Below are 566 nucleotides of genomic sequence, written 5' to 3' on the forward strand. Positions count from 1 at the left end.
GCCGGGATCAGCGTGGTCTGCACGTTGTGCTGCGCCACCGTGCCGCCTTCGGGCTGCACCTTGTCGAAGATCTCGCCGATCACGTGGAAGCTCGATACCAGGTTCGGCCCGCCGTTGCCCACGAACAGGCGCACCGTCTGGTCGGTTTTCGCGGTCAGCGCGTTGTCGCCGGTCAGCGCCCCTTCCTTGCCGTTGAACAGCACGTAGGTCGGGTGCTCGTCGATCGCCTTCTCCATGTCGAACGGCTGGTGGCCCTTCTGCCGGTACTTGCCGGTGGTGTAGAAGTCGCCCTGCATCACGTAGTACTCGTGGTCCACCTTCGGCAACCCTTCCGGCGGCTCGACCAGGATCAGCCCGTACATGCCGTTGGCGATGTGCATGCCCACCGGCGCGGTGGCGCAGTGGTACACGTAGATGCCCTGGTTCAACGCCTTGAAGGTGAACTGCGAGGCGTGCCCCGGCGCAGTGAAGCTGGACGCCGCGCCACCGCCCGGCCCGGTCACCCCGTGCAGGTCGATGTTGTGCGGCATCTTGCTGTCCGGCGCGTTCTTCAGGTGGAACTCCAC

General features: G+C 65.5%; 1 protein-coding gene. It reads right to left on the bottom strand.

Annotated features, from left to right (window positions below; genetic code table 11):
- Positions 1-566 (bottom strand): copper-containing nitrite reductase (locus AC3WTD_RS18530; protein ID WP_492614664.1); only part of this gene is annotated, 566 nt, incomplete at both ends.

This window comes from Rhodanobacter sp. FW106-PBR-R2A-1-15 (assembly GCF_058789735.1).